We start from the raw sequence: 25,409 nt of genomic DNA, 5'->3' as shown, positions 1-25,409 counted from the left end.
ATATTCTGGCATCAACCTACGAAGGGATTTCGCCGTGCGCTGGCTCAGGATTGCCATAAGCTTCACCGTCACGTTGCTGACCTTGCTCTGCATGCTCCCGGCCCAGGCCGCGCAAGGCAGTGGCTGGTCGGTATTGCTTGACGATCAGGGCAATCTGCAATTGAGCGATATCCGCTCAACTCGCTACACCAATCAATTCAGCCCCATCGACCTCGACCGCCTCACGGCGTCCGAGCCCGACGGCGCCCTGTGGCTGCGCTTCAAACTGGCGCCGGGCAAGCACGAACAAGTGCTGCGCATCTTTGCCCCCGACCTGTCACAGCTCAATCTCTACGTACTCGACGGCGACAAGCTGATCGAGCAACGCAACACTGGCACCGACCAGCCACAGGCCGAACGGCCGTTGCCGAGCAGCGATTTCATGCTGCCGTTGCCGCAGAGCGACAAACCTCTCGAGGTCTATCTGCGTCTGGTGTCCGACCATCAGCTGCGCCCGCACGTCACCCTGCAATCGGCGGTGATGAGCGCGGCCAACCACAATCAGACGCTGGTCTTCGGTTTACTGTTCGGCTGCCTCGGCATGCTGCTGTTGCACAACCTGGTGCGCTACGTCTATTCCCGCTCGCGCAGCAGCTTATGGCTGGCGGTCTGCGAAGGCCTGTTGGGCCTGAGCCTGCTGTTGTTGCTAAACCTCGCCGGCCCCTGGTTGCCGAACTGGCATGCGGTGCAAACGCCGGGCGCCTATCTGGCGTTGCTGCTGACGGCTCCCGCCGGATTGATGTTCGCCTATCGCTTCTTCGCCCCGCTCGGCCCGCACCCGCTGAACAAGCTGTTGCTGGGCGACATCCTGTTTATCGTGACCTGCAGCCTGTTGCTGCTGTTCGTCAACACTCTGCCGCTGAACATCATCACGTATGCACTGGTAGCCTTGGCCGGTCTGAGCATGTTGTTTGTCGCGTTCTATCACTGGCAGAAGGGTTATCGGCCGGCGCGTTTGTTCGTCGCCGCGATGGTGGTGTTCAACATCGGCACCTTGATCATTCTTCCGGCCTTGCTGGGGCTGACGCTGGTGTCCCCGCAAGGCTTGATCATGACCCTGATGGGGTTCATCTGCATCAGCGGACTGTTGATGAGCATCGCCCTCGGCGAGCGACAGCGCAGCATCACCGAAAGCCGTTTCAGCGTCAGCCGCGACCTCGCCGCGAGCAATGCCGAGATCAATGCCAAAGCCGAGTTCCTCGCCAAGATCAGCCACGAAATCCGCACGCCGATGAATGGTGTACTGGGCATGACTGAACTGCTGTTGGGCACGCCGCTGTCGGTCAAGCAACGCGACTACGTGCAGACCATCCACAGCGCCGGCAACGAACTGCTCACGCTGATCAACGAGATCCTCGATATCTCCAAGCTCGAGTCCGGGCAGATCGAACTGGACGACGTGCAGTTCGACCTCAACGCCTTGATCGATGATTGCCTGAGCATCTATCGCGCCAAGGCCGAACAGCAGAACGTCGAACTGATCAGCTTCATCCAGCCGCAAGTGCCACGGGTGATCAGCGGTGACCCGACACGCCTGCGCCAGACCTTGCTGAGCCTGCTGGAAAACGCCCTGAAGAAAACCGATGAAGGCGAGGTGCTGATCGTCGTCGCGCTCGACGAACGCAGCAGCAAACCGCGCCTGCGCATCGCCGTGCAGGACAGTGGCGCGCCAATGGAGCAGGAAGAACGCGATGCGCTGATGCACGCCGAGCTGCACAGCAAACACTTCCTCTCGGCGAATCGCTTGGGCGGCAATCTCGGACTGGTCATTGCGCGGCAATTGATTCGTTTGATGCAGGGCGAATTCGGCATCAAGAGCGGTGCCAGTCAGGGCAGCACCTTGTGGCTGACCTTGCCGCTGGATCCGGATCGCCTCGAACACCCGACCTCTGATCTCGACAGTCCTCTGCAAGGCGCACGGGTACTGGTGGTCGACGACAACGATACCTGTCGCAAAGTGCTGGTCCAGCAATGCAGCGCGTGGGGGCTGAATGTCAGCGCCGTGCCTTCCGGCAAGGAAGCGTTGGCCCTGCTGCGCACCAAGGCGCACCTGCGTGATTATTTTGATGTGGTGCTGCTCGATCAGAACATGCCAGGCATGACCGGCATGCAGCTCGCGGCCAAGATCAAGGAAGACCCGAGCCTGAACCACGACATCCTGCTGATCATGCTCACCGGCATCAGCAACGCGCCGAGCAAGATCATCGCGCGCAACTCGGGCATCAAGCGGATCCTCGCCAAACCGGTGGCCGGCTACACCCTCAAGACCACCCTCGCCGACGAGCTCAATCAGCGCAACAAAGGCCAGGTGGTGTTCCAGCCGCAAGTGGTCACCCCGGCCACCGCCGCCAAAGTGCCGAGCGATTTCCGCATCCTCGTCGCCGAAGACAACACGATTTCGACCAAAGTGATTCGCGGCATGCTCGGCAAGCTCAACCTGCAACCAGACACCGCTGCCAACGGCGAAGAAGCCCTGCAAGCGATGAAAGCCCAGCGTTACGACCTGGTGTTGATGGACTGCGAAATGCCGATCCTCGATGGCTTCTCGGCGACCCAGCAATTGCGTGCATGGGAAGTCAGCAACCAACGCATCCGCACGCCAATCGTGGCGTTGACGGCGCATATTCTCGCCGAACACAAGGAGCGTGCGCGTCAGGCCGGGATGGATGGGCACATGTCCAAGCCGGTCGAGCTGTCGCAATTGCGCGAGCTGATCGAGCACTGGGTTGCCCAGCGTGATCAGCAGAATCGCACGGCGTCGACCTTCTAAGCGGGTTTCGCCGCGACCTGCTCAGATGTCCAGGTCCGCCAGGTATTTCAAGGACTGCGACAGCACGGAGTGTTTCACCCTTTCTCGAAAATCAGCGTAATGCAGCGTGTTGAACGTGATGCGCGTCATCTGCTCGATGCTTTGATACTCAAGCGAGTCATGTTCGGTAAACAGGAACCGCGAAACATTTCGCCGGATTTCGAACTGTCGGTGATAGATCCCCATGTCGACCTTGTGTGCGCCGTTCATCACACAGGGAATCATCTGAAAGTAACCGACATTGGCGCTGAGGCTGGCAGTTTCGAATAATTCGAGCGCCCGTAAGTTACGCTCCAGTTCTGCCAAGGCACGGCTCATGGGCAAGGAAAATTCGTCTCCAAGGGATGCCGAAATGCGCTGCACAGCTTTTTTGCCCATGGGTGCCAGGCCCACGGGCGAGAACGTTTGCGGCTTTGGCACATCCCAGCCGAGATACTTCAATTGCTTGCAGTAATAGTCGAACCAATCCTCCGATAATCCGTCTGCGAGGGCTAAGCGGGTAGCCCTCTGCGCAAAAGCGCTACTCATGTAAATGTCTTCTCGGTGTGACGCCGGCAAGCCTGAGGCGAAAGAAACAACACTGCCGCCCACCACGGCCGCCGGAGGTGCAAACAGATCTTTCATGGCTGCATCTCCCGGGAAGGATCAACAGCACCCGGTTCATCACCCACCGTTAACAGGGCGACATTCGCCGCAACCCGGTCTTTGATCTTCAGAGCGACGCCATCACGTGCAAGGCCATACAGGACTTGCGAGAGGTTCGCGCGGGCACAACGCAGAGTCATGACACCCTGCAGATCCGCCTCCCGATCGAGTGGCACCAGTGAATGGCGATCCAGCGTCTGACGGGTGTGAAAGTGGATATACACGCTGCTGAACGAATCCGGCGTTCGCGCGATGATGACGAGCATCTGCGCACCTTCCGCCGCGTCGCTCGATCGCTCTACGGATGCATCGCCTGCTTTATGCATATGCTGGCGCAACAGCTTGATCGCTGGATGCGAATCGGGAGCTTTAACCAGTCGAGACATGGCCTCGGCAGTCAGGCGTCCCAGGTCGTCATCCATTTTGGCCATCGCGGCAACAATCAATGTCGCTACCGACGCCGCACTCTCTGGCTCCAAATGATTGTCTTCGCGCGTTTTTAAAAACCTTGACCAGAAGTTATCGAGAACTTGTGAGTAAGCGTCATACCAATCAACGCTCGAGTCTTTCGCCACCTGTTTATTTGCCACCAACTGCGCAAATAACACGCTATTGATTACATCATCATAGTCACCAGGCTTTGCTGAGCCAGGCACTAACAGGATTGCCGCACCGACAATCAGAACTGAACAATCAGACTCCACATCAACCCCTCCAAAAAAGGGGCAGTCGATACACGACTGCCCTCCCCGACATCGATCAGATGTCGTAATCGATTTTCTTGGTAATGTGGTTAACCAACTTCTGCGCAATAAACTCGCGAGTAGCGGCAGCCAGCGTCTCATTTTTCTCAAATACAGTTTCGCCGCGATACAGATCGACGTTACGAACATCGACATCGACGAAAAGAACTTTGGTAGATGTATTCCTGCGGGTAAAGCGTACTGCACCAATGGCAAATACTGTCGCACCATTGATTTCGGTACATGCACCCGCCGTTACACCGCCAACACCATTTTGCAGCACGTTGCGTTCATACACGGTCAGTGCGGTATCGCGTTTTTGCAGGGCTGCAATCGCATCACCAGCCACTTTCAACATCAGCGCAGTGGCAGGCCCCGGCACGGCGGCGCCGGCAATAACCGAACCGAGTATCTCCAGTACCAGTTTGTCCATGCGCACACTGGTGCCGCTGACGTTGAGATCGCTGTAGAACTTGCTGATCGGCGTCCAGCCCGAATTGGTCATGACCTCACGAAAGAGCATGTACCATTCTTTACCCTGATGCTCCAGTGGATAACTTTTGTTTGCCACCAGCGAAGCGTAGAGGAATGCATTCTGCGCATCTGCTCGATTGACACCGGAAAGACCGCCACTGAAAGAAATAATGCCCTCACCGACCACAGAGCCTTTGGTCGGCGCTTCGATCTCATCACCCGGCAGTACCAGGCCACGAGGACGAATAACCAACTCATCGCCAAGATCATACTCTTGAATATTTTTAATACAGGCATCGATATAACGCTGACTAACAACTGAATTGTTCATTATTGAATCCTTGATAACGATTAAAACAAGCTCCTCATGAACTTGCTAAAAGAACAATACTCAAGCCACACAACACTGACAAACTTAAACATGTAACACCATATCCACAACAGCAAAAACAACACTAACAAAACAACTTGGCTATTACATCACTTCGAAAAACCAAACACTGCATCTCAACGCACACAGACATTAGAGCAACTGATAGACTCCGTCCCACCTACTCTGGATGCGAGCCGAAACCATGCTCCATGTGCTGTTCAGCGTTTATCTGAAAATGCTCGTGCTCTACAGCCCGTTCTTCGTGTTGTCCTGCTTTATCAGCCTGACCCGTGGTTACTCACGCAAGGAACAACGACGTCTGGCGTGGAAAGTGGCCTTGGCGACGCTGGTCTCCAGCGTCTTGCTGTATTTGTTCGGGCGGGTGATTTTCGATGTGTTCGGCATCACCGTGGATGCTTTCCGCATTGGTGCCGGCAGTGTGCTGTTCATTTCGGCACTGGGTATGGCGCAGGGCAAACCGGCGGTGCAGGCAGACAATGTGCAACAGGACGTCACCATCGTGCCGCTCACTATTCCGCTGACGGTGGGTCCGGGCACCATCGGTGCTTTGCTGGTGATGGGTGTCAGTCAGCCGCATTGGGACGACAAGCTCACTGCGATCATGAGTATCGCGCTGGCCAGTTTCACCGTGGGCGTGGTGCTGTATCTGTCGAATCGTATCGAGCGGATTCTGGGCGATCAGGGATTGCAGATCGTCAGTCGTTTGATGGGATTGTTTGTCTGTGCCCTGGCAGCGCAGATCATTTTTACCGGGATTAAAGGCTATTTGGTGCCCTGATGCAGGCCCCCGGCGCGCCGGCCAAGATTAAAACGCCGCGAACGACAACGTTCGCGGCGTTTTGCTTTTCAGACGAATTTACCGGTCAGGGCAAACGTTCAGCCACCACCGCCAGGCTGGCAATAACGTCATTGCCCTGCACGCTCGCAAAGGCTTTCAACCATTGCTCGAGTGCGCACAGGTATTGACGGCCAGCGATTCTGACCGCCAGTTCACATGTTCCCTGCTCCTCGACCCCGCGAACGATCAGACTGTGACCATTGTCCGGATCAGCGAGCACCAAGTGCTTATCGACTCGCGACATCAGCCAATGCCCGCACTCAGGCATATCCAGCAGCAACGAGCCAGGTTCCATCTTCTGCTCCCCGGATGGTCGCCGTACATCAATAACGATGCAATCAAGACGCTGCCAGGTTTCGGCCGATATACGATAACCTTCCGTGCGCGAACCGAAGGTCAGAATCAACTTTTCGACACTGTCTGCAAGCAATGGCTGCACCGCGGTGAAGTCGTCACTCACTTCCAGCACCATGACCTCCTCGTCACGGTGCGCGTAACTGTCCGGCAACCCAACGCCATCGGCCGTGCCGGCGCTGAAGATCAATTGATCAACCGGATCGAACAGCAGCGGATCGGCCCCGCCACGCGTACCGAGAAACGTCGCCCATTTTCCGTCGTCCCGTGCGGACACCTCGAATAGTCGATCAAGCGTCGGAACATAATATTGGTATCGATTGCCGGTGTTTTCGACGGGGATAAATGCGGCATGGGCCTGCCCCTCCAGCCGCTGCTTCAAACGCTTCTGCAATTGCGCAGGTGTCTGGCCACGGACGTCTGACCAGCGGTTTTCCATGCTGACAATTCGTGCCGGCTGCTGATCCTGCAATTGCAGCGTTACACCTTCGCGGGTACGTCCGAGCAGCCCGTCGCCGTGCGGCAGCACTTCAGAAAACGCCCACGATGACCATACACGCTCGGCCTGTGGCAACGCCTGGCGATGCCGTAATACGCTGCCGCTGCCGAACGCCATGCGCACCTGTTCGAGGGGGACCAGCGTCTGTCGCCACAGTTGCCCGGAAGTAACATCAAACAGCCAAACCGCCTGCCGGTCGGGCGTCAGCCCCAGCAACACAAGCTCGTGATTGCCCATTGCGTCCATCAGCACAAGCTTTTCGTCGATACACCAAACCGGCAGATACGTCTGACCCACTTGCGCACGCAGGCCGATGATCGCAAACGCGGCGCTGCGGTATTCCTTGGCAAGGGCCGGTAACGCCGCCAGCCAATCAGGGTTTTGTTGCAGCCAGCGCTGGCCGAGGCCGACAAACTTCAGAACATTTCTATCCAGTTCGGACAGCCAGTTGTCATCCTTGGCACCGAGATCGATTTCGAACAGCCGCCCATCGTCCTGAGTGGCCAGGAAGCTTTCGCCAACACGCGTCACGTCAATCACATTTTTCGCCAGCGCCTTGTGCCATGGCCCGTTGTCACGCAGCTCGATGCCATGGCTGAGCATTTGATTCTGCCTGCTGTAAAACAGCAGCGCAGTGGCGGGATCAGCGGATCGCGGCATCAACATCACCCGGTCCGCGTCGCTGTCGACATCAGCTCGGAAGTACCTGTCGTGATGCGCGGCAATCCATGCCCGCTCAAGCAGCCGCTCGAAGGCCCAGGCACGGGCGTGAATGTACGGCGCGTAGCCCCAGGTGCTGATGGGCGAAGCCATGCCAGGCGTCTCGTCGGCGTAGGGACGACGCTCTTTCTGGCGATGGCGGAAAAACGCGATTCTCGTCCCCTCCTCGGGCTTGAGGAAAGAGTTTTCCAGACCGGGCGACCACAGGTTGATGTCCGTCAGCGTCACCTCGCGATCGGCCAGATGGAATTGCAGTGTCGTGCGCACGCTCAGGGATATTCGCTCAACCAACTGCTGCGAAACCCGCAGGGTGCCGTCCGCCAGTTGCTCGAAAGCGCTGATTTTCGTACCGGGTTCCAGACTCAGTAACCGATAACGATGCACGACCAGGCCGGTGATCACCTCGACGCGCCAGACCGTGGCATGGTCGGGATGATAAAACCATGCATGGGCAGCGTTGGCGGCGCCCAGCATCAGGCCGTCGTTGACTTCGCGCGGCAGATTGCGCGCGTACAACAAGCGTCGTTGCGCGACATCGTAAAAGGCCGTCGTACGCACCGCGTTGCTGGCCGGACTGAACGGAACCATGAACCGCTGAAGCGTGACGTACCCGGTGCCCAGGCGCCCCTCATTGCCTCGCTGGCGCAGATGGGCAAGGACATCACGCGGATTGTTTTTATCATCGCCGAGGGTGATGGCAACCAGACGCAGCGCATTGCTTTGCCAATCCAGTTGAAACAACTGTCCCCCGGCCAGTTCGATCAGCCCCTCAAATACCGACAACGCGATACCGTCGACCGTTAGGTGACGCCCCGCCAGATACGTCCGCTTGACGCCGTCATCCATCGTTGGTCCGTCGTGGAAGCTGACCTGCTCGACGTCGACCCAGGGTGCATGCACCAGCCATTGGCCTGCGCCCTTGAACGTCACCGCTCGCAATCCCGGCGTCAGACGCAGCTGACAGCGGCCTGATATGGCGGAGATTTCGTAGGACAGCTTTTGCTGACACTCCAGCGGCAAGGTGGGAACCACTAATTGGCGCACATGCTCATCCAGTTGCACGCTGATCGTTGTAGGTTTGTAGACCGGATGCAGTTTGTAGAGGATGTGTTTTAACGACGGCGTGCTGTGCAGATAAAAACGCCGGTTACCCTGCTCGTCGTATTCCAGCTTGTCCGCAATACTGTTGCGCAATTGCGGATAGCGTGTGTGGATGCGCGTATCCAGACGGGTCGCCAGCGTATCGCCCAGTGCCGTGAACGCATTGAAATGCGAGTACCAGTGGGGTTCAGGCATTTCACTGTCTTTGCGAGGCTCGACCTGCTCCCCGGGCAACGGCTCGTACACATAGCCCGCGCCTCCCAGTTGATATTCGTAGCCGTAATAGCAAAGCGGTGTGCAGGGCAACACCACACTATGGAAAGCGGCAGCCCCCTGGATATTCAGCGCGGTGCTCTCGGGGAGACCAAAGGCCTGCCGGATATTGAGGGAATGCTGTATCTGTTGCGGATCATCGTTGTATTGCGGCAATTCGAGTGCGCCGCCGCCCCACGGATAAAAGCGCTGGCTGTCAAAACCAACCCGCCTTTCCAGCAGATCCAGATGGGTGATCACCGCTTCTGGCGGGAACTGCAACACCCCGTCTGCGACCGTGAACGCGCCAGGTTTGTAAGCGTTGTGGATGGCTCGCAAATGATTGCCGACCGCTGTTGCCTTGTCGGCAATCTGCCCAAGATTGCTGGCGATGGCAGTGGCTCCGATACCGATACCGAGCAACGGCACAGACAGAAAAGCCGCCGCTCCCCCCACCGTTCCGCCTGCCGCCAGTGCAACTACATCCAGTGCCAACGCCACCGTGTTGAACGCCAGAGACGTGGAGTACCGCGAGCGTTGCTCGTGATTTTGCGCCAGTGCCAGGTTGTGAATATCAAAGCCGATATTGACCAGCGAAAACGCAAAACCAACGCCAGTTGCCGCTCGACCGAGCACACGCCCGGACAACGACGACTGGCGCAAGACCAACGCCTGTTCACTGGCCACCACTTGCCGCACCAGATTGATCATCTGCGCGGTATCGCTGAGCACACCAAAACCCAACTGCGCATAGCTGACGTAAACCTGAACCTGCAGCGCAATCGACAAGGCTGGCAACGGGTTACCGGCCTGTTCTTCACGATGGCGCATTTCGCTGATCAGCGTCTGGATCGCAAAGGCGAAACTCAAGCGGCTACCGCCATCAGCCTCGGTCGGACCACTCGGTTTGCCTGCCTTCACGCGCTGTTGCAGATGCTGCTTGAGCTGGGTGAAGCGCGGGTCTGCCGTGCTCACTGTTCGCACCTGATGCGGATTCTGCGCGTCGACCAGCTTCAGCGAAAAGTCGCCGTCCGCCTGAGGTTTGAGCGTTTCCAGCAACGGCAAATATTCGCCCCCAAGCGAATGTTCCCGGCGCAACTGCTGCATGGCCTGATCAAACGCCTGCGCCCAGTAGCGCGCGTCCACTTGCGCCAGGCTGGCGCCCATTCGCGCGTTTTCGTTGAGCGAACGCTGACGCGCCACGGCCTGCATTGCCCAGACCGGACCATGGCGTGAATCACTCGAAGGAATGCGCAAAAAACTGTCCAGGCGTAAACCCGTCGATAGCTTGCGGGCCGCGATCGACTCGGTGTTCAACTCGATCACGTTGAATCGCGCACCGGCCATGTCACCCAAACCGTAGAGCCTGGCCAGCGCACTGTCGCCGGCGCTTAGATAACGCTCAACGCCAGATTGCAGATGCGCTCCTTCGGCGAACGCATAAATGGCGAAGTTCGGGTCATAGAATCGGTAGACGAACTGGTCTCCTGCCTGCACTTTGGCCACCAGCAGGGCGTGATCGCCGGTATCGAGCAATAGAACCGTGGATGCATTTTTCGCCTCCAGTGCCTGTATGACCGAACCCAGACTCTGCAAGCCGCGGGACTCACCAACAGCACTGGTGGGCAAGGTACGCAGTTCATTCAACGCAGTCAGCAGAGCCTGTGAACTGAGTTCCTGGTGGTTGATATTGGCCGTCGCGACATGCCCCACCAGTGTCCGTTCGGCCGACTCGCCGGCAGCCACCGCTGCGCCCATCAGCAACGCCAGCGGATAACACCGACGCCCCGGATCACTGGGCGTATGCATCAGTAAATCCTGCGACAGTTGCCGGGCCGAGGTCGCGCCGGCCGCGAAGAACATCTCGCGCACCTGCGCACTGCGCTGGAGAATCCGCGAGCGGTATTCGCCTTGCGCCGTGCGATTGATTTGCCCGATACGTTCGCCCCATTGGCGCAAGGTCAGTGGTTCAAACAGTGCCTGAACCTTGAGTTCGCGCGCCGTCAGAAGAGCATGCGCCTGGCCACGCGCCAGCCCGGCTTCGAATTCGGGCGACTGCCGCTGGCGCAGGGCTTTTTCAACCGCATCGTAACGAGCGAAAGTACCGTCACCGTCAGTGTCGACAGCGAGGTCGCGCACGGTTTGCCAGACGCTGGCAAAACTGGCGTCGTCCAGACTTGTCGCGCCGAAAATCCCGCCGAGCATGACGCGCACCAACGGGCTGAGTTGTTCAAGCGGCAGAGATTCATGGGCGATGCGGCTGAGCAGTTCGTTGAGGTTGCTTGAGGATTCGGCGCCATGGGAAACGGGCAGTTCGCGCACAGGTTGCGCAAGGATCAACTGACGATTATCGAAGCCGATGGAAAAAGCTTTGGTGAAGGTGAGGTCACCGCTCAGCTTGTCCCTCATGGCTCGCACAAAGGGCTCGCCCAGATCATCCAGCAATTGTTGTAGGACCGACGTCAGCAGCACTGCTTTACCGCCTATTACTGGCCAGCCTTGTTTGAACGTCAGCGTCTGTTGCGGCTGAAGCAGATCCGTCATCTGGCCGGTGTAGCGTGATTTGAGTTTGCCGGCTTTCCACTTTTCCTGCTCTTTGGCCAGCCATTGCTCGGCGTCGTCATTGACGGTCCAACCGGAAATCGCCTCCTCCTCGGTCTGCACGTTGTAACCCTCGGCCAGGCGCAAGCGCTCCTGAACCGCAACCTCGCTGTGCGGCAGAAGGTGAGTCTCGACATGATTTTTCAACCCGGTAACGGCCGCACCGGGACCGGTAAGTGCAATGGTGCCGCGTGCTCCGACGCGAATACCATCACGGTAGTAACTTAAAATGGCCTCGCTCAATTTACCGATAAAATCCCGCAGCGTGCGCGTCAGCTGTCCCTGCTCGACTTTCTCGTTCATGACGTTTTCTATGACATCGAGCAATCGTTCAGTCTCCGACCAGTCCACCGCCGACGCGATGGCCGACTGTTCAACGGCCTGGAGGCAGTCATAGTTGAAGCGGATTAATTGCATGACTGCGAGTGTCATCTCGCTTTGCGGCTGTGCCAGCAGATAAGCGTTCATCTCCCTGCCCAATTGCGCGCCCATACGCAGGCCGTTCCGAGGGCTGTGGACTTCACGCGGGGCGACAAATATATGCTCGACGCCAGGCTTGCTGCGGGCAAACTCCAGCAGTGCCTGCCGCTGTGCGGCAGGCAAAGTATTCGAGTGATCGGCGTAGCGCCGGCGGTCGCGACCGGGCATCAACGTTTCATCATGATTGAGCAACAGCTGCAACACCCCCAGCCGTTGCTCGTCACTGAACCCGCTGATGTCGACTCCACCCAGTCTGTCAGCCAGCGGCGGCAAGTAATCCATGTCACTGTAACGCCCGCCTTCGGCATATTCGGCCTGTAAGCGCACAACGTCACTTGCTGCCGCAAAGTTGCCGCGCATTGCCACTTCGCGTTGATAGACATCCTGTAAAAAGTGCCCGGCGAACTCCCGCCGAACATCACGCAACTGCAAGTCGCTGCCGGCCATTTGCTGATGGGTTTGCAGACAGTGTTGACGAAAAACTTCCAGGGTCGCGCGGTCCTTGCCGTAGGCGCGTACCATCAGCTCGATTCGGGCCTGATCAGCCTTTCCTTGCCATTGCGGTTGTTGCAGATATTCGAACATCTCGCGTTTCAATACACGCGCACGATCTTCGATCATTTTTGAAAGTTCGCCGGGGTTGGTCACTGCCCCCCCGCCCGACTCCATCGCATCAATTCTGGCGCTGTCGGATATAGTCCGGTTCATCTCGAAAGCCAGCAACGCATCGCTGTCGTACCAGAGATTGAACTGATAATTCTCGGCAGCCAGAACCTGACGCCAGATATTCATGTAATCGCGCTGAATACCGCCGACTTCACTGCCACCCACCCAGACAAAGTGCATGATTCGCGGCACCGGACCGGACACGTCACTGAGCATGTTTACAGTGCCCGCCACACGGGCGGCGTAATCGCGCAATTTGCCTTCGACGGTATCGATCAATGCCGACACAGGCGCCGAATGGCGATTTGCCAAGCGTTCAAAGTTTTGCAGAAACAGTGTTACAACCTGAAGCTTTTCAGCAAGGCTCGTGGCCTGGCCAGCCTGCTCGTAAAGCGTCACCAACATTGCATATTCGGCAGAATCGGAAAACGCCTTGAAGGTTCGCTTTAAAGCTGAGTATTCGTCCGCCGAGATAAATTCAAACTCATCAATATATTGCTCCATTACACCCATCGGACTTCATCCTTTATTCATTGAGAGAATCCAGGACGAAGTTAGTCTGCCCGCGAGGCAACTTCAAAAAGCACAAAACTCAAATAATTTCCCGGGAAACATCAAACTACAGACAAGTTGATTGCATGCATGATTCGGCAACAAACAGACGCGTAACAAGTTATTCGACAAACACACGAAGCGGCGCTCCCAACGGATCCACCGCACGGTTTTGAACTTTATCGTCCGATAATGAATTTCGACTTGATGTCACACCGAGGCAACTTGCTTACAACTTGCCTCGGCATGGCACTCAGGAATGTGGTTTTTCACCGTACCAACGCGGTGTGTAAACCCAATCACCGCCGCTGGCACGGGGAAAGGTGCATGTGGTGGACGAACCGATCAACACCATGGTGCGCATATCCACCTGCTCGGGGGTTAATGCGCCGAGTGTCGTGGCGCGCAGGGTCTGGCCCGGACGGCCGATGTCGCGGCCCAGCACCACGGGGGTTTCAGGTGAGCGATGCTGCGCGACAATCTCCAGCGCCCGGCCCAGTTGCCACGGACGCGCACGGGAGATCGGGTTGTAGAACGCCAAGGCCAGGTCCGCTTCAGCGGCCAGATCCAGACGTTTTTCGATGATCGACCAAGGCTTGAGGTTGTCCGACAGCGACATCACGCAGAAGTCATGGCCTAGCGGTGCTCCAGCCTGCGCGGCGGTAGCCAGCGAAGCGGACACGCCCGGGAGAATTTCCAGGTCGACACTGTGCCACGCCGGATCCGTCGACTCGTGCAAGGCTTCGAGCACCGCCGCAGCCATGGCGAACACACCGGGATCGCCCGAGGACACGACGATCACCGAACGCCCCTCGGCGGCCAGCCTGAAGGCGTGACGGGCGCGCTGCATCTCTTCGCGGTTATCGGTGCAATGCTGCACTTGATCGTCGCGGAAGGGACCGGCCATGCGTACGTAGGTTTCGTAGCCGAGCACATCGGTGGCACGAGCCAGTTCGGTTTTCACCGCCGGCACCATCAGTTCGGCAGCGCCGGGGCCGAGGCCGATCACGGCGAGACGGCCGCGCGGCCGGCCAATGCTGGAAACATCCAATGGCTGCTCGGCGACAGCGATTGCCATGCCGTGGCTGATCACGACGGTAGACTCAGGCACTGCGGCACGCGCCAGGGTTTCGAGGTTGCTTTGTGCCGCGACAAAACGCAGCGGCACTCCCAGCTCAAGCGCCGCTTCACGCAAAAGTGGCGAAGCCATTTGCGTCTCGCTGGCCAGCAGACAGGCCAGCGATTGCACGGCGAATTGCGCCTGCTGCAACGCGCTGCGCACGGCATTCGCCAGATCCGCTGTTTCAGCATTCACCGTCACTGCCACACTGCGTGGATAAATCAGTAACTCACTGGCACTCGCCTCACGCGCGGCACTGCCGACATGAATCGAGCGCTGCGCCTGCGGATCTTCCGGCAATTGCGCCTGATCCAGCCACGGCGCCGCGCCTTCGATACGCACGCTATGGCCGGCCAACAGATCGGAGACAAAGCGCTTGCCCAGTTCCAGATCGCCCAGTGCGTAACCGCTCGGCGGATTGAGCAGGCAGGTGCCAAAACGCAATTCGCCGCTGGTGGTGATCGCTGCTGCGACTTGCAGCCCGGCGGCGATGTCCCGCGCCATGACATTCACCCCGCCGAGGCCGCCCAACAACGGCACCACGGCGCTGCCGTCTTCGGCCACGGCGAGTACCGCAGGTTCGGCGCCTTTCTCCAGCAACAGCGGCGCCAGCGTGCGAATGACGATGCCGGCGGCGCACAGGGCAATGATCGGCGTGTCCTGCTGATACAGCGCGCGCAGGGTCGCGCCGAATTCCTGATAGGAGCAATCGGCGCCGTCGACGCGCCCGACGAGGCCGTGGATCTGCGCCGCTGGATAGACCTGCTGAATGCGCCGCGCGGTGACCAGGCTGCCCTGACCGAGAATGACGATAGCGGGGGTGGATTGAGTCATCAGCCTTGCCACCGTTCGCCCGGCACAATGATCAGCGAGAAGTACGGCGACGACATCGGCTCGACCTGATCCATTGGCACGATCTTCTGATTGGCCATGGTTGCGCGCTCGACATACAGCGCCCGCTCGGCCAGACCGAGTTCTTCCAGCACCTGCCGCACTTTCGGGAAGTTGCGCCCCAGCTTCATGATCACCGCCGCGTCGGCATCGGCCAGACGCCGCTTCAACTCTTCATGGGGCAACACACCAGAGAGCACCGACAGGCTCTGATTGCGATACACCAACGGCGCGCCGAGCACCGAAGCGCCGCCGAGCATCGAGCAAACGCCCGGCACCACTTGCGCTTCATAGCGTGTGGCAAGGCGATCGTGCAGGTACATGTAGGAACCGTAGAAGAACGGATCACCCTCACAGATCACCGCCACATCGCGACCGGCATCCAGATGCGCGGCGACGGTCTCGGCGGCTTCATCGTAGAAATCGCTGATGATCTGCTCATAGGAAAGCGGTGCCGGCAGCGCTTCGGTGGTCACCGGGTAGACCAGCGGCAGCAGGTTCTGTGCTTCCTGCAGGTGCGCCTCGATGATGCCGAACGCGTTGCCCTTTTTGCCCTTGGCGACGAAGTACGCCACCACCGGCGATTCGCGCAGCAGGCGCAGGGCTTTGACGGTAATCAGTTCCGGATCACCCGGGCCGACGCCCAGGCCCAGCAAACGTCCTTTGGCCTGCATCATTCGATCTCCGTGGCGAGGGCGTTAACGGCGGCGGCGGCCATGGCGCTGCCACCGAGGCGGCCTTGCATGATCACGAACGGCACGCCACGGCTGTCGGCGGCCAGCGCGGCTTTCGATTCGGCGGCGCCGACGAAGCCGACGGGAAAGCCCAGAATAAGCGCCGGTTTCGGTGCCCCGGCATCAAGCATTTCCAGCAGATAAAACAGTGCGGTCGGCGCGTTGCCGATCACTACAACGCTGCCTTCCAGGTGCGGACGCCATAGTTCCAGCGCGGCGGCGGAACGGGTATTGCCCAGCTCACGGGCCAGATCCGGCACGCTCTCATCGCGCAAGGTGCAGATCACTTCGTTGTTGGCCGGCAGGCGCGTGCGGGTCACGCCTTCGGAGACCATGCGCGCATCACACAAAATCGGCGCACCGGCGGCCAGCGCATCGCGCCCGGCCTTGCCCGCGCCCTCGGAGAATTGCAGACCGTCGATGGCCTCGACCATGCCGCAGGCGTGGATCACCCGCACCGCGAGTTTTTCCAGATCGGCCGGGATGCGCGCCAGGTTGGCCTCGCTGCGAATGATCGCGAAGGAGTTGCGATAAATCTCCTGACCATCGCGGATGTAATCAAGCATCAAGGGGGCTCCGAGAGCGGGCGGCGAGCAGGGTCGCGGCCGCTTCAATAGTAAGGTTGCGTGCGTGCAGCGCGCCGAAACCCGGCAGCGTTGCATCGCGAAAATAGAGGTCGTAATGACCGGGACTGACGGCCAGCAACGTCACCGGGGCACAGTGGGCGGCGGCGCAGGAGCGCGAGCAACCGCAAAGGTGCACGCTGACATTCGAGGGCAATCGCGTCGCCAACTGGCGTGCATCCTGTTTAGTGTCTGCCAGACCTTTGCCGCAGCCATTAGAACCGGTGCAAGCGATCAGTTGTGCCAGCGGCTCGCAGGCCCGGGTCAGCAGATTCGACTGCTCAAGTGCCGCGAGCACCACCGCAGCATCGCTCGCGTTTACATTCGGCAGCAGCAGACTTTGCCATGGCGTGAAGCGCAGGCTGCCGTCACCGTACTCGCGAGCCAGTTGCGCAGCGGCGCGCAACATCGCCGGGTCAAGACGCCCGAGCGGCGGCACGGCGCCGATGTACACCCATCCCGAGGTATTTTGCGGGTGAATGCCGATGTGCAGATCCTGCGTAACGGCGATGCGCTGCCACTGGCTGATCGACTTGATCGGCACGCGCGTTCGCAGGGCGTCGAGAAAGGCCAGCCTCGGCAGTTCATCGAGCAAATGACGCATCCGCGTCTGTTCGGGGCGGGCCAGTTGCAGGAACAATTCCAGCACCGCGACCACCAGCGCGTGGCCGTTTTCCGCCGCCACGGCGCCGATGGCGCGATCCGTCGGGCATCCGGCCAGACCGAACGCCCACAACTTTTCCCCGTCGCGCTCAAACGCTGACAACCACAGATCATGCGGATGTTCGAGCATCGCCAGCGCTTCGCCGCCATCGATTTGCACGGCGAACTTGGCGCTCAACTCATGAAAGCGTGGATGGCTTTGCAAGGTGTCGAGGATCTGTTCGGCCAGTGCACGGGTATCGACGCGCATCTGTCGGTCGATACCCGCGGCCGGGCTGAGCATCAGGTTACGCACGTCATCACCGGCGGCGGTGCGTGGGCCGAGCCCGGCAGCCAGCAAACGCTCGATCAGCGCGGCGGATTGCTCACCGATCCCGCGAATCTGCAGATTGGCCCGGTTGGTCGCTTCAATGGCCCCGCCCGCAAACTGTTCGGCGGCCCCGGCCACCGCGTCGGCCTGATCGGCACTGATCGAGCCGCCATTGAGCTTGATCCGGCAGATGCCGCCGTCCAGTGCCTGGACGATACGCAGCAACCCCGGGCAGGCCGAGGGGCGTAAAGCGGTGGACATCGGGCGTTCGTTCAAGGGGCTGACCGGCTGCGTGGGAAAGGCGCTTCGTGGGCGAAGGCGCGGTATTATGCCTGCTTTGTCCGCTGGCATGAAAAGTCTGCCCGTCGGAACGGCCTGTTTAGAGGAATATAGATGTCGCCCTGGCTGACGGTAGTGGGAATCGGTGAAGACGGCTTCAAGGGCCTGGGCAAAAACGCCCGGCGTGCCCTGCTGGGCGCCTCGCGGATCGTCGGTGGCCAGCGTCAACTGGATTTGCTGCCGGTGTGCATTCGCGGTGAACGCCAGTTGTGGCCGAGTCCGTTTTCCCTCGCGCCTGCGCTCGAACAGCGTGGCGATGCAGTTTGCGTATTGGCCAGCGGTGATCCGATGTTTTACGGCGTCGGTGCCAGCCTTGCCCGCCAGGTGCCAAGCGACGAAATGCTGATTCTACCCGCACCTTCGTCGTGCTCGCTGGCTGCGGCCCGCCTCGGCTGGCCGCTGCAGGAGGTGGTGACGCTGTCGTTGGTGGCCCGACCACTGGCGGCGCTCAGTGCGCAATTGTTCAGTGGCGTGCGGCTGTTGTTGCTGAGCAACGACGGCCAGAGTCCGGCGGCTGTTGCGCAATTGCTCAGCGAACGCGGCTTCGGTTCGAGTCGCATGAGCGTTTTCGAGCATCTGGGCGGTGACGCCGAGCGGCGCATCGACAGCAGCGCCGACGCTTGGGACAACGCGGCGATAGCCGACCTCAATGTCATCGCCATCGAGTGCCAGGCCGATTTACACGCCCCGCGCCTTTCACGTCTCGCCGGATTACCGGACTCGGCATTCCAGCACGACGGCCAACTGACCAAACGCGACGTGCGCGCGATCACCCTCGCCCGCCTCGCCCCGACCCCCGGCGAACTGCTCTGGGATGTCGGCGCCGGCAGCGGCTCGATCGGCATCGAATGGATGCGTGCGCATCCAAGCTGCCGCGCCTTGGCCATTGAAGCCGACGAAGGTCGCCAGCAACTGATCGAACACAACCGTGATGCGCTGGGTGTGCCCGGTCTGCAACTGATTCGCGGCAAGGCACCGCAGGCACTCGCGGGACTGGAACGCCCGGACGCGATCTTCATCGGTGGCGGCGTGACCCGCGAAGGCGTGTTCGAAACATGCTGGGAACACCTCAAACCCGGTGGCCGTCTGGTCGCCAACGCCGTGACCCTGCAAAGCGAAGTGGCCCTGATGAGCTGGCGCGAACGTTACGGCGGCGAACTGACGCGTATCCATGTCGCCCAGGCGCAACCGCTCGGCGAGTTCGATACCTGGCGCCAAGCGTTGCCAATCACCCTGCTCGATCTGGTCAAACCCCTCGATGCGTGACGAAACCGCCGAACAACCCGCGCCCCTGCGCAGTGGTTTGACCACCGGCAGTTGCGCCACGGCCACCAGCCTCGCCGCCGCACGCCTGTTGCTCGGCGGTGTCTCGGTCGATGCCGTGCAGATCGTTCTCCCGAAAGGCAAACAGGTGCAGATGCGTCTGGAGTTCTGTCGATTGACGGATGATGGCGCCGAGGCCGGGACGATCAAGGATGCCGGCGACGATCCCGACGTGACGCATGGCGCGTTGTTGTACTCGCGAATCCGGCTGATGGCCGAACCGGGGATTCGTTTCAATGCCGGTGCCGGCGTGGGCACCGTGACCCGGCCGGGTCTGGTGCTCGGCGTTGGTGAGCCGGCAATCAACCCGGTACCGCGCAAGATGATCAGCGATCACCTGACATTGCTCGCGGCGGAAACCGGTTATGCCGGCGGCTTCGATGTCACGGTCAACGTCGAGGGCGGCGAAGCGCTGGCGCTGAAAACCATGAATCCGCGACTGGGCATCCTCGGTGGATTATCAATCCTCGGCACCAGCGGCATCGTTCGGCCGTTTTCCTGCGCGGCGTATATCGCCTCGATCCATCAAGGCATCGACGTGGCGAAAACCAACGGGTATCTGCACATCGCCGCGTGCACGGGCAACGCCAGCGAAGACACCATGCGCCGGGTCTACAACCTGCCGGAAATCGCCCTGATCGAAATGGGCGACTTCGTCGGCGCGGTGCTCAAGCATCTGCGCAAAGTGCCTGTGGATAAACTCAGCCTGTGCGGCGGTTTCGGCAAGATCAGCAAACTGGCGGCCGGGCACATGGATCTGCACTCGCGGCATTCGAGTATTGATTTGCCGCAACTGGCTGAGTGGGCCGCAGCGATTGGTGCCGATAAGGCGTTGCAGCAAGGCATTCGTGAAGCCAATACCAGTCAGCAGGCATTGGCCATGGCCAGTGCGGCGGGGATCGCCCTCGGCGATGAAGTCTGCCGCCATGCGTTGAATTTCGCTCGCAGCGTGGTGCCGCCGCAGGTGCAGGTCGAGGTGTTTGCGATTGATCGTCAGGGTGGGATTGTCGGGCAGGCCGGAGGTTTTGCATGAAGCGGATTTTGCTGCTCGGCGGCGTGACGGAAGCGCTGGCGATCGCCCGCACGCTGGGGCCACAACATATCTACAGCCTCGCCGGCGTTGGCCGGGTGCCGACCGATCTGCGCTGTCAGGTGCGCGTCGGCGGCTATGGCGGCGCCGAAGGACTGGCGCAGTTCATCCGAGACGAAAGCATCGATCTGCTCCTCGACGCTACGCATCCCTATGCAGCACAGATCAGCCAGAACGCCGCGACCGCCGCGCGACTGGCAGACATCCCCTGCTGGGCTTTGCGCCGTCCGGCATGGCAACCGCAGCCTGGTGATGATTGGCGCGAAGTCGGCGACTGGGCCGAGCTGATCACTGCCCTCAAACCCTTCCATCGCCCCTTGTTCACCCTTGGCCGCGAACCGCTGCAGCACCTCGATGAAATCCCCTCCGAGCAGTTCTGGACCCTGCGCGCCCTCGACGTCTACCCCGGCAACGAACGCTGCGAAGTGATCGGCGCCCGTGGGCCGTTTCTGTTGGAAGATGAACGAGCGTTGTTCGAGCGACGGCAGATCGATGTGCTGGTCAGCAAGAACAGTGGCAGCACCGCCACCGAGCCGAAGCTGGAAGTGGCGCGCGAGCGAGGGGTGCCGGTGGTTGTGTTGAAGCGACCGGGGTTGCCGGGGGTTGATCGGGAGTTTCGATCAGCGTCTGAAGTCCTTGAAGCCCTGACGACGTCAGACTTTTCCTGACTTCGAGTTTATTTGCAAATTTACCTGCAATTTTTGAGGACGCCGCCGACTGTTTTTCACTACATCCTCACCCCAATACTTCGGTTCCTTTAATCCCGACAAGCAGACAGCCAAGAAAAGCGGCTTGCCAGCTTGTATCCCAAGGAATACGATCCCGACATGATCGCTTTTGAACGATCCCGCATATTTTCCGAATGGCTCGACTCCTTGAAAAACATCAAAGGGAAAGGCCGAATCATCTCCAGAATTAAAACAGCCGGAAATGGCAACTTCGGTGATTGCGGGTTCGTCGGTGACACTGTTTATGAAATGCGTGTTCATTACGGCCCTGGTTACAGGATGTACTTCACACGCAAAGGCGAAGTGATTTATCTGCTGCTGATCGGAGGCGACAAATCGACACAAAAAAGAGATATCAAACGCGCCGTGCAGATGGCTCATAAAATCGGAAATGAGGAGTAAATCATGACCGAAGAATTCGCCCGTTTTGACGCCGCCGAGTACCTCAAAACTCCCGAGGACATGGCGGCATATCTAGATGCCTGTTTTGACGATGATGAAGGCGACGGCGTCCTTATCCGTGCAGCGCTCAATGACATCGCCCGGGCTCAAGGCATGACACAAGTGGCGCGGGATGCAGGTTTGGGCCGCGAAAGTCTTTATAAAGCGCTGAGTAGCACTGGCAATCCCGAATTCGCAACTATCATGAAAGTCATGAAGGCTCTGGGTTTGCGATTGCATGCCGTAACTCTGTGAACGCGCTGCGACACCAAACCGCACGACGCTTTTTTACTTATCGGCCCTGATCAGGCTAAATAGCCGCGCCTGATCGCCCACCCAACGGATCTGTCCCATGAACCGACACCGGCTAGCCATTGCCTGGATCGCCTGCTTTGCAGTGCTGTTCAACATGCTCGCCATGCCGATGACCGGGGCGATGGCGCAGGCGGCCAGTTCACCGGCCGAGCAATTGCTCTGGAGCAGTTTCTGCACCGGCAGCGGGACGAAGATGGTGGCGATCAACATCGGCACCACCGATCAAAAAGCCCCGACCAACGACACTCATTCGAACATGCAGCATTGCTGGTGTTGCTCAGGCTCGGCGCCGTTGGTGGCGCTGCCGGGGCATTCGCCGCAGCTGTATTTCGCCCGCTATGAAAGCAATCGCAGTGTGGCGCCCGCCTCGCTGCAAACCCCGACACCGCGCCAGCAATGGCCGAGTCTCAATCCCCGCGCCTCCCCTCTGGTTTGATTTGTTCGCGCAATTGACCTGCGTTTCAAATCGTTCTGGAGAACTGCCATGTTGAACAAACTCATCGTTGTCGCTGCGCTGCTGTTGCCGGCGTGCTTTGCCCATGCCCACGAATACAAGGCTGGCGAACTTGAGATCGCCCATCCGTGGTCGCAAGAGCTGCCGCCGAATGCACCGACGGTCGCCGCCTATTTCATCATTCACAACGCCGGCAAGACGGACGACCGCCTGCTCAGCGTCGACTCGCCGATTGCCCCCGAAGCGCAATTGCACGAACACGTGATGCAGGGCGATCTGATGAAGATGCAGCAAGTGCCGAGCGTGGAAATTCCCGCTGGCGGCAACGTGACCTTTGCGCCGATGGCCTGGCACGTGATGCTGCTCAACCCGACCGATCGCAGCCTGCTCAGCGACGGCAAGCGCTTCCCGCTGACGCTGCATTTCGAGAAGGCCGGTGACGTCACCGTCGAAGTCTCGGTGCAGAAGAAGCCGCCGGAAACCACGCAGGCCCACGCGCACGCTCAGTAAGCTTTGCGGCAGACTCCGCCCATGCGCACGTTGAGCGCCAGGCCCTCCCGGCAGCGCCGTCAGACTCAACACCTGACTCGCGGCAGCTGGATCGCCCTGTTCGCCATGTTGATGATCTTCATCGGCCCACTGATTTCTCAGTCGATGCCGATGGATCAGCACGCCTCGACCTCCATGCCGATGAGCATGGACATGTCGATGGCCATGCCGGGCATGGATCACAGTGGCCATGACGCGAAACCGAATGCCGAACACTGCCCGCCGCAATCCTCGCACCACGTGCTGTGGGAAAAGTGCGGCTATTGCAGCCTGCTGTTCAACTGCCCGGCGCTGACCGGCGGCGGCGATTTCGTTGCCTTCAATATTGCGCCGCTGAACACCTTCACACCACCCTCCCCGCGCCTGGGCCATGCCCGGCAGACCTTTTTTCCCGGAGCGCGCAGCCGCGCCCCGCCCGTCGCCGCGTAAACACGCACCTTTGATTGCACACGGTTGAGAAGACAGCTTGAGGCTGCCGGCCGTGTCGTTTACGACTGTTTGATGGAAATTGTCATGTCCAGGTTTGCTGCTGTTCCACGCTCGGGCTGTGCCCCGGCGTCCTTCGCTTTGAACGAATCGCGGATTCGTTTCAGGCACGCTACCGCCGTCCTTTGCGGCGTCCTCCTGTCCCCGCTGGTGCTGGCCGATGATCACGCTGGCCACAACGAAGAACTCAGTCCAACGGTGATCACCGCAATTGCGCCGAGCTCGCCGCTGACCATCGTCACCAATCCAAAAGACCCGCGCCAACCGGTGCCGGCCAGTGACGGCGGCGATTATCTGAAGACCATTCCGGGCTTTGCGCTGGTGCGCAATGGCGGCACCAATGGCGATCCGGTGCTGCGCGGCATGTTCGGTTCGCGTCTGAACATCCTCACCAACGGCAGCATGATGCTCGGCGCCTGCCCCGGCCGGATGGACGCGCCGACCTCGTACATTTCGCCGGAAACCTACGACAAACTCACTGTGATCAAAGGCCCGCAAACCGTGCTTTACGGCCCGGGCGCGTCGGCGGGTACGGTGCTGTTCGATCGTGAACCGGAAAGCTTCGGCGAACTCGGCACCCGCGTGAACGCGAGCATTCTGGCTGGCTCCCACGGCCGCTTTGACAAGGTCGTCGATGCCGCTGCCGGCGGCCCGTTGGGCTACGTGCGGGTGATCGGCAACACCGCGCACTCCGACGATTACCGCGACGGCAACAACGACATCGTCGCCTCGCGTTACGACAAGTGGAACGGTGACATCGCCGTCGGCTGGACCCCGGATGCCGACACCCTGATCGAACTCACCGCCGGCAAAGGCGATGGTGAGGCGCGCTACGCCGGACGCGGCATGGACGGCTCGCAGTTCCTGCGGGAAAGCCTCGGCCTGCGTTTCGAAAAATCCAACATCACTGATGTGTTGGAGAAACTCGAAGCGCAGGTCTACTACAACTACGCCGACCACGTGATGGACAACTACACCCTGCGCACGCCGTCCGGCACCGGCATGATGGCGGGGCCGATGGCGTCCAATGTCGACCGCCGCACCCTCGGCGCACGGATCAAGGCCACCTGGCGCTGGGCTGACATTCAACTGATCACCGGCCTCGACGCGCAAACCAACGAACACCGCCAGCGCAGCGGCATGGGCATCGATACCTACAAGGATCAGCCGTACAGCAAGGACGCCGATTTCCATAACTACGGCGTGTTCAGCGAGATGACCTGGTACGCCGCCGACCGTGATCGCCTGATCACTGGCGCCCGCGTCGACCGCGCTTCGGCCAAGGATTATCGGCAGACCTCTGGCTCGGGAATGATGAGCCGACCGAATCCGACCGCCGACGACACCCGCGCCGACACCCTGCCCAGCGGTTTCATTCGCTACGAACATGACCTGGCCGACAGTCCGACCACTCTGTATGCAGGCCTCGGCCACGCGCAGCGCTTCCCGGATTACTGGGAGCTGTTTTCGCCCAAGTCCGGCCCGGCAGGATCGGTCAACGCGTTCGATTCGATCAAACCGGAAAAGACCACCCAGTTCGACTTTGGCGTGAACTACAAATCTGCCGAAATTGAAGCCTGGGCCTCGGGCTATATCGGCGTGGTGCGCGATTACATCCTCTTCGATTACACCCCGGGAATGATGGGCATGAGCACCTCGCGCGCCGAGAACATCGACGCGCGAATCATGGGCGGTGAACTCGGTGCCGCATACAAGCTCACCGACCACTGGAAAGCCGATGCGACCCTGGCTTACGCCTGGGGCAAGAACAGCAGCGACGGTTCGGCCCTGCCGCAAATGCCGCCGCTGGATGCACGCTTCGGACTGACCTATACCGAAGACAACTGGAGCGCCGGCGCACTGTGGAGGGTGGTTGCCGCGCAAAACCGTATCGACCAGAACAAGGGCAACGTGGTCGGCAAGGATTACGACAAGAGTTCGGGCTTCGGCGTGTTCTCTCTCAACGGAGCCTATCGGATCAACAAGCACTGGAAGGTCAGCAGCGGCGTCGACAACCTGTTCGGCAAGGCTTACGCCGAACACCTGAACCTGGCGGGCAACGCCGGATTCGGCTACCCGGCCAACGACCCGCAAGCGATCAATGAACCGGGGCGTACGCTCTGGACCAAGGTGGACATGAGTTTCTAACACCCACCCATGTGGGAGCGAGCAGGCT

General features: G+C 59.8%; 19 protein-coding genes. 11 read left to right on the top strand and 8 right to left on the bottom strand.

Annotated features, from left to right (window positions below):
- Positions 1-34 precede the first annotated feature (34 nt).
- On the top strand, positions 35-2,809 hold the full coding sequence (locus ACZZ0G_RS14985) for a hybrid sensor histidine kinase/response regulator (protein WP_463556643.1): 2,775 nt from the start codon (positions 35-37) through the stop codon (positions 2,807-2,809).
- Positions 2,810-2,830: 21 nt separating this feature from the next.
- Here ACZZ0G_RS14985 and ACZZ0G_RS14980 read toward each other — a convergent pair whose 3' ends face one another.
- From ACZZ0G_RS14980 to ACZZ0G_RS14970, 3 genes are read right to left on the bottom strand one after another with little or no spacing between them, the layout of a single operon-like run.
- Positions 2,831-3,472, bottom strand: a complete 642-nt coding sequence (locus ACZZ0G_RS14980) for a hypothetical protein (protein ID WP_463556642.1) — start codon at positions 3,470-3,472, stop codon at positions 2,831-2,833.
- The gene (locus ACZZ0G_RS14975) at positions 3,469-4,197 is read right to left on the bottom strand and encodes a hypothetical protein (protein ID WP_463556641.1); all 729 of its coding nucleotides are present in this window, start codon (positions 4,195-4,197) and stop codon (positions 3,469-3,471) included. The genes ACZZ0G_RS14980 and ACZZ0G_RS14975 overlap by 4 nt, the downstream gene beginning before the upstream one ends.
- A gap of 55 nt (positions 4,198-4,252) precedes the next feature.
- A complete protein-coding gene (locus tag ACZZ0G_RS14970) occupies positions 4,253-5,041 on the bottom strand; it encodes a hypothetical protein (protein WP_463556640.1) in 789 nt (262 codons plus the stop codon).
- 244 nt (positions 5,042-5,285) lie between these two features.
- On the opposite strand from ACZZ0G_RS14970, the gene ACZZ0G_RS14965 reads away from it, so the two are divergent.
- A complete protein-coding gene (locus tag ACZZ0G_RS14965; protein WP_064117315.1) occupies positions 5,286-5,882 on the top strand; it encodes a MarC family protein in 597 nt (198 codons plus the stop codon).
- Positions 5,883-5,967: 85 nt separating this feature from the next.
- Here ACZZ0G_RS14965 and ACZZ0G_RS14960 read toward each other — a convergent pair whose 3' ends face one another.
- The 5 genes from ACZZ0G_RS14960 to cobG form a co-directional block, all read right to left on the bottom strand.
- Complete coding sequence (locus tag ACZZ0G_RS14960; RefSeq protein WP_463556639.1) at positions 5,968-13,020, bottom strand: TcdA/TcdB pore-forming domain-containing protein; 7,053 nt, start codon at positions 13,018-13,020, stop codon at positions 5,968-5,970.
- A 400-nt stretch (positions 13,021-13,420) separates the two neighbouring features.
- Complete coding sequence (gene cobJ, locus ACZZ0G_RS14955) at positions 13,421-15,121, bottom strand: precorrin-3B C(17)-methyltransferase (RefSeq protein ID WP_463556638.1); 1,701 nt, start codon at positions 15,119-15,121, stop codon at positions 13,421-13,423.
- Positions 15,121-15,855 (bottom strand): precorrin-2 C(20)-methyltransferase, encoded by a 735-nt coding sequence (locus tag ACZZ0G_RS14950; RefSeq protein WP_463556637.1) that lies wholly within the window; start codon positions 15,853-15,855, stop codon positions 15,121-15,123. The genes cobJ and ACZZ0G_RS14950 overlap by 1 nt, the downstream gene beginning before the upstream one ends.
- The gene (locus ACZZ0G_RS14945) at positions 15,852-16,478 is read right to left on the bottom strand and encodes a precorrin-8X methylmutase (RefSeq protein ID WP_463556636.1); all 627 of its coding nucleotides are present in this window, start codon (positions 16,476-16,478) and stop codon (positions 15,852-15,854) included. Before ACZZ0G_RS14945 ends, ACZZ0G_RS14950 begins: the two co-directional genes overlap by 4 nt.
- Complete coding sequence (gene cobG / locus ACZZ0G_RS14940) at positions 16,471-17,769, bottom strand: precorrin-3B synthase (protein ID WP_463556635.1); 1,299 nt, start codon at positions 17,767-17,769, stop codon at positions 16,471-16,473. The genes ACZZ0G_RS14945 and cobG overlap by 8 nt, the downstream gene beginning before the upstream one ends.
- Before the next feature lie 132 nt (positions 17,770-17,901).
- On the opposite strand from cobG, the gene cbiE reads away from it, so the two are divergent.
- From cbiE to ACZZ0G_RS14895, 9 genes are all read left to right on the top strand, one after another.
- The gene (gene cbiE / locus ACZZ0G_RS14935) at positions 17,902-19,113 is read left to right on the top strand and encodes a precorrin-6y C5,15-methyltransferase (decarboxylating) subunit CbiE (protein ID WP_463556634.1); all 1,212 of its coding nucleotides are present in this window, start codon (positions 17,902-17,904) and stop codon (positions 19,111-19,113) included.
- On the top strand, positions 19,106-20,203 hold the full coding sequence (locus ACZZ0G_RS14930; protein WP_463556633.1) for a cobalt-precorrin-5B (C(1))-methyltransferase: 1,098 nt from the start codon (positions 19,106-19,108) through the stop codon (positions 20,201-20,203). The genes cbiE and ACZZ0G_RS14930 overlap by 8 nt, the downstream gene beginning before the upstream one ends.
- Complete coding sequence (locus tag ACZZ0G_RS14925) at positions 20,200-20,928, top strand: cobalt-precorrin-6A reductase (protein ID WP_463556632.1); 729 nt, start codon at positions 20,200-20,202, stop codon at positions 20,926-20,928. Before ACZZ0G_RS14930 ends, ACZZ0G_RS14925 begins: the two co-directional genes overlap by 4 nt.
- Positions 20,929-21,087: 159 nt before the next feature.
- Positions 21,088-21,390: a type II toxin-antitoxin system RelE/ParE family toxin gene (locus ACZZ0G_RS14920; RefSeq protein ID WP_463556631.1), complete on the top strand. Its 303-nt coding sequence runs from the start codon at positions 21,088-21,090 to the stop codon at positions 21,388-21,390.
- 3 nt (positions 21,391-21,393) lie between these two features.
- Positions 21,394-21,684: an addiction module antidote protein gene (locus tag ACZZ0G_RS14915; protein WP_007914567.1), complete on the top strand. Its 291-nt coding sequence runs from the start codon at positions 21,394-21,396 to the stop codon at positions 21,682-21,684.
- A gap of 97 nt (positions 21,685-21,781) precedes the next feature.
- Positions 21,782-22,180, top strand: coding sequence for a DUF2946 domain-containing protein (locus ACZZ0G_RS14910; RefSeq protein WP_123448449.1), 399 nt, complete (start codon positions 21,782-21,784; stop codon positions 22,178-22,180).
- A gap of 48 nt (positions 22,181-22,228) precedes the next feature.
- Positions 22,229-22,708, top strand: coding sequence for a copper chaperone PCu(A)C (locus tag ACZZ0G_RS14905; protein ID WP_150647819.1), 480 nt, complete (start codon positions 22,229-22,231; stop codon positions 22,706-22,708).
- A gap of 21 nt (positions 22,709-22,729) precedes the next feature.
- On the top strand, positions 22,730-23,176 hold the full coding sequence (locus ACZZ0G_RS14900; RefSeq protein WP_463556630.1) for a DUF2946 domain-containing protein: 447 nt from the start codon (positions 22,730-22,732) through the stop codon (positions 23,174-23,176).
- An 84-nt stretch (positions 23,177-23,260) separates the two neighbouring features.
- Positions 23,261-25,381, top strand: a complete 2,121-nt coding sequence (locus ACZZ0G_RS14895; RefSeq protein ID WP_463556629.1) for a TonB-dependent copper receptor — start codon at positions 23,261-23,263, stop codon at positions 25,379-25,381.
- Positions 25,382-25,409: the final 28 nt, after the last annotated feature.

The organism is Pseudomonas sp. AC169, assembly GCF_979258515.1.
The sequence above is the reverse complement of the archived record's forward strand: the minus strand, read 5'-3'. Positions and strand labels throughout refer to the sequence as shown.

Coding starts and splice junctions, on each gene's coding strand:
- cbiE (WP_463556634.1), top strand. CDS start 17,902: ATGTCGCCCTGGCTGACGGTAGTGGGAATCGGTGAAGACGGCTTCAAG.
- ACZZ0G_RS14980 (WP_463556642.1), bottom strand. CDS start 3,472: ATGAAAGATCTGTTTGCACCTCCGGCGGCCGTGGTGGGCGGCAGTGTT.
- ACZZ0G_RS14905 (WP_150647819.1), top strand. CDS start 22,229: ATGTTGAACAAACTCATCGTTGTCGCTGCGCTGCTGTTGCCGGCGTGC.
- ACZZ0G_RS14970 (WP_463556640.1), bottom strand. CDS start 5,041: ATGAACAATTCAGTTGTTAGTCAGCGTTATATCGATGCCTGTATTAAA.
- ACZZ0G_RS14920 (WP_463556631.1), top strand. CDS start 21,088: ATGATCGCTTTTGAACGATCCCGCATATTTTCCGAATGGCTCGACTCC.
- ACZZ0G_RS14925 (WP_463556632.1), top strand. CDS start 20,200: ATGAAGCGGATTTTGCTGCTCGGCGGCGTGACGGAAGCGCTGGCGATC.
- ACZZ0G_RS14960 (WP_463556639.1), bottom strand. CDS start 13,020: ATGTTGGTGACGCTTTACGAGCAGGCTGGCCAGGCCACGAGCCTTGCT.
- ACZZ0G_RS14930 (WP_463556633.1), top strand. CDS start 19,106: ATGCGTGACGAAACCGCCGAACAACCCGCGCCCCTGCGCAGTGGTTTG.
- ACZZ0G_RS14900 (WP_463556630.1), top strand. CDS start 22,730: ATGCGCACGTTGAGCGCCAGGCCCTCCCGGCAGCGCCGTCAGACTCAA.
- cobG (WP_463556635.1), bottom strand. CDS start 17,769: ATGTCCACCGCTTTACGCCCCTCGGCCTGCCCGGGGTTGCTGCGTATC.
- ACZZ0G_RS14910 (WP_123448449.1), top strand. CDS start 21,782: ATGAACCGACACCGGCTAGCCATTGCCTGGATCGCCTGCTTTGCAGTG.
- ACZZ0G_RS14965 (WP_064117315.1), top strand. CDS start 5,286: ATGCTCCATGTGCTGTTCAGCGTTTATCTGAAAATGCTCGTGCTCTAC.
- ACZZ0G_RS14915 (WP_007914567.1), top strand. CDS start 21,394: ATGACCGAAGAATTCGCCCGTTTTGACGCCGCCGAGTACCTCAAAACT.
- ACZZ0G_RS14895 (WP_463556629.1), top strand. CDS start 23,261: ATGTCCAGGTTTGCTGCTGTTCCACGCTCGGGCTGTGCCCCGGCGTCC.
- ACZZ0G_RS14950 (WP_463556637.1), bottom strand. CDS start 15,855: ATGATGCAGGCCAAAGGACGTTTGCTGGGCCTGGGCGTCGGCCCGGGT.
- ACZZ0G_RS14945 (WP_463556636.1), bottom strand. CDS start 16,478: ATGCTTGATTACATCCGCGATGGTCAGGAGATTTATCGCAACTCCTTC.
- cobJ (WP_463556638.1), bottom strand. CDS start 15,121: ATGACTCAATCCACCCCCGCTATCGTCATTCTCGGTCAGGGCAGCCTG.